Origin of the sequence: Gemmatimonas sp. (assembly GCF_036405635.1) — a bacterium.
In the GTDB taxonomy this organism is placed as follows: domain Bacteria; phylum Gemmatimonadota; class Gemmatimonadetes; order Gemmatimonadales; family Gemmatimonadaceae; genus Gemmatimonas.
In genome coordinates this window covers 1-3,466 of sequence record NZ_DASWXE010000007.1, presented here as the reverse complement: position 1 = coordinate 3,466, position 3,466 = coordinate 1, and the positions used below count along the sequence as shown (strand labels likewise).

General features: G+C 64.3%; 3 protein-coding genes. 1 reads left to right on the top strand and 2 read right to left on the bottom strand.

Translation table 11 applies throughout. The features are described 5' to 3' along the window. On the top strand, positions 1–259 hold a 259-nt coding region (locus tag VGE27_RS00290), incomplete at its 5' end, for a hypothetical protein (protein ID WP_331047628.1). Between the two features lie 10 nt (positions 260–269). Here the strand turns inward: VGE27_RS00290 and VGE27_RS00285 are convergent. Together VGE27_RS00285 and VGE27_RS00280 are read right to left on the bottom strand one after the other, a co-directional pair. Further along, positions 270–1,007 carry a hypothetical protein gene (locus VGE27_RS00285; protein WP_331047627.1) on the bottom strand — a complete coding sequence of 246 codons (738 nt, stop codon included), beginning with the start codon at positions 1,005–1,007 and terminating at the stop codon, positions 270–272. 56 nt (positions 1,008–1,063) lie between these two features. Next, a partial coding sequence (locus tag VGE27_RS00280; RefSeq protein WP_331047626.1) for a M1 family aminopeptidase occupies positions 1,064–3,466 on the bottom strand: 2,403 nt, incomplete at its 5' end.

The window sequence follows — 3,466 nt, the reverse complement described above, 5'->3', positions numbered from 1 at the left end:
GAAACTCTACGCCGATTCCACCGGAACGGAGACGGAGGCACCGCTCGCCGAGAGTATCGAGGTGGGGCTGTTCACCGCCGAACCCGGGCGTGACGCCTTCGATGCATCGCACGTGGTGCTGATGGAGCGCCGGATGATCCGCAGCGGCCAGCAGGTGGTCACATTTGTCACCAACAAGCGGCCGACGTTTGCGGGTGTGGACCCGTACAACTTCTACATCGACCGACAGTCAGGGGACAACGTGCGGGCGGTGAAGTAGCGAGTTCCTGCTACCGTCGGTCGCCCGCGATCAACGCCATCATCTCCGGATAATGGTATGTCTCGCTGGTCGCGGGATGCTTCCTGGCCGTTGCGATCATCGCCTTCGCGATCTGGTCCACATGAATGGACTTGAACTTCCCCGGCGTGACAAACCCGAACAACGGCAGCGCCTTGGCGAGAATCCACGGCGTGTGTGGTGATCCCAGAATCATGCCTGGGCGAAACACGCTCACGATGGACGGCCCGCTTGCCCGCGCAGCCTGTTCGGATTCGCCCTTCACGCGATTGTAGCGCGCCATGCCGGCGGCGCCGTTGCCTTCGGCCGATGCCGTGGGGTCTGCCCCCACGGCACTCATGAAGGCGAGGTGCTGCACCTTCCCCGAGTCTCTGAGACCGCGCGCGAACGCTTCGTTGAGCCTCACGTCCACGGCGCGATGCTCATCCACGGTGAGCTTGGCGGTGCCCGCGCCGATGCCGAGCGTGCTGAATCCTTCCAACTCACCCTCAGCTTGCTGGGCCGCTTCCAGCGTGGCCGCCGCGAGCGACTCGGGCTCCATATTGGGAACCAGCTTCTCCACCAGCGTGCGGCCAGTCGCGCGGGCCATGGCAACCAGTTCGGGCAATGAGCGACGCGACAGCGTGATGACGGTGCCAAACCCCTCGTCGTGCAGCAGCGCGCGCACCAGTGCGGTTCCGACGGCTCCGGAACCGCCAAGTACGATCGCGGTGCGGCGTGTGCTGGTCATGACAGGTTCCTGAAGCGTGGCGGTGGAGTGGCGATATGCCCCGCCCAAGCTTCGTGTTACTTTGGCTTCGCCGCAACCTCGGCCAGGTTGTCATCCCGCTCACGTTCGATGAGCCGGCGGTATGGATCGATACCGGCCCGCGTGGGCAGGCGCGGCACCGTGACCACAATGGTCTGCTTACCTGAGCGAATACGGTGCTGCTTGAGGTAGAGTGCCTCGCCCGGCGCATCATACTGCCCCGGTCCGGTGAACACGCCGACCTCGATGAGATCGTCCATCGTGATCGGTGTTTCCACGCCGATGCTGTCGGCCCGCGCCTTGGACGCGTCCACGAACAACGTCACCTGGTACGCGCCATCCAAGGGTTCGGTCTTCACTGAGTCGGCCGTCACGTTCCACAGCGTGATGTGCTCGAACAGGTCCGACAGTAGCGGCCGCAGTGAATCGGGCGTGACGGTCTGCAGCTCCGCATACAGTGCCTGCGAGGTGGGCGGCGGCGCATCGGTGCCGGCAAACTTCTCGCGGAACTGCCGCAGCGCGCCATTCACCGCCTCGGCGCCCAGTCGTTCACGCAGTGTGTACATCGCCACCGCGCCCTTGAAGTAAAACACGTACCGCTGACTCACCACGTCCAGCAGCGGGGCCTCGCGGTTGGTGTACACGCGCCGGCCGCGCAGGTACTCGGTCATGTTGTAGTCGTAGAAACGCCGCGCCATCTCCGTGCCGTACATGTGCTCCAGCACCATCATGGAGCTGTACTGCGCCAGCGTCTCGGAAACCATCGACGCGCCCGCGGCCTGCGCGGGAATCACCTGACCGCCCCACCACTGGTGCGCCGTTTCATGGGCGACCACGAAGAACGGCCGGTCCACATCGCCGGAGTCCACACGCGTGAGAAACGCGCCGCCCTCCGAGAAGGTGATGGTGTGCGGATGCGCCCGCGCAAACGTCGCATACCGCGGAAACTCCACCACGCGCAGCTCGCGGTACTGATACGGTCCGAACTGCTCGCCATAGTACGCCAGTGACGCCTGCATGCTGCGCAGCATCCGGTCCACGTTCACATCGTGCGTGGGGTGATACAACACGCGCAGGTGCACACCATTCCACGTGTTATCGCGCACGGCATATTCGGCCGACAGAATCGCGCCGCCGTAGCGAATGGGCTCATCGGTGCGATACTGGAAGTACCGACGACCGTTCTCCCGCCACTCGCGCACCAGCCTGCCCGGCGTGATGGCGGTCTGGCGCGGATCGGTGCCGATGATGGTCTCCACATCCACCAGCTGGATGACATTCGCGCCCTCGCGTGTCTCCACGTCGCCCGCGCTGGGCGGCAACGCGCGCACCGGCAATCCCAGCTCCTGACGGGCCTTGTCGTCCGTCACCTCGCGCCCCGACTTGTAGCCCAGCGTCGGGAACCAGCCGCCCTCGATGTACGCCCCATTGGGTGTGACATCTGTCGGCGCGCCGGCGTTCAGAAATCCGCGTGGCCGATAGGCCAGCGCAAAGGTCATCGCAATGGAATCGCCCGGCGCCAGCGCGCGCTCCAGCGCATAGATGCGATAGTGCAACGTGGAATCATTGGTCACCAGGCGCGCGTCACGATTGAAACGCAGTTCCGTAGTGGCCACATCGAAACTCGGCAACACATGCAATGAGTCGATGTTCTGCCCGGTGCGGTTCACATACTGAAACGTGCCCTGCAACTCCGCCGCCCGATCGACCGGATACAACTCCACACGCAGCTTCACACTGGCGAGCAATGGCTGCGGCGCGCCCTCGAAGCGCTTGTACCGCTTCTCGTACTCCGCACGCTCGGCGGCCACACTCTCCGGGGTGCGATAGGTGTTGAGCACGTTCGTGTTGTAGAACACGAAACCGCCCAGCGTGATGATGAGCGTGACCGCCACGGCCGCCGCGCGCAGCACTGGCCCGTGAAAGCGCTGACCGGCAAGTGCCCATCGCCGAGCGAAGCCGTGTTCGCGTCCGCGCACCCAGAAGAGACTCGACAGCACGGCCAGCATCAGCGCCCATGCGGCCCAGTACAGCTTGAACCACATCCATCCTTGCAGGAACGGCGCGAGTCCGTTGAGGTCGGACCACGTCCACCCCGGGTCGGAGCCGTACACCAGCATGGCATGACGAACACCGACAGAGCCGGCCGCCACCGTGAACGCGAAGTACAGCACCACCACCAGGTGCCCGAGGTACTTGTTGTTCACGATCACATGCACGGTCATGGCCAGTGCGGCCAGCAGGATGTAGTCCACCAGCTTGACGCCGAACAGCAACTCCAGATACACGCCCAGTTCGTAGCGATGATAGCCGCGCAATGTTTGCAACAACACACCAGCAGCCATGAACACCGCCTGCAGTGTGATCAGCATGGCCACCAAGGCGAGGAACCGCCCCAGGAGCGCCACGCCATTGGGCACCGGCGCCACGGCCGCGATATC

Coding starts and splice junctions, on each gene's coding strand:
- VGE27_RS00285 (WP_331047627.1), bottom strand. CDS start 1,007: ATGACCAGCACACGCCGCACCGCGATCGTACTTGGCGGTTCCGGAGCC.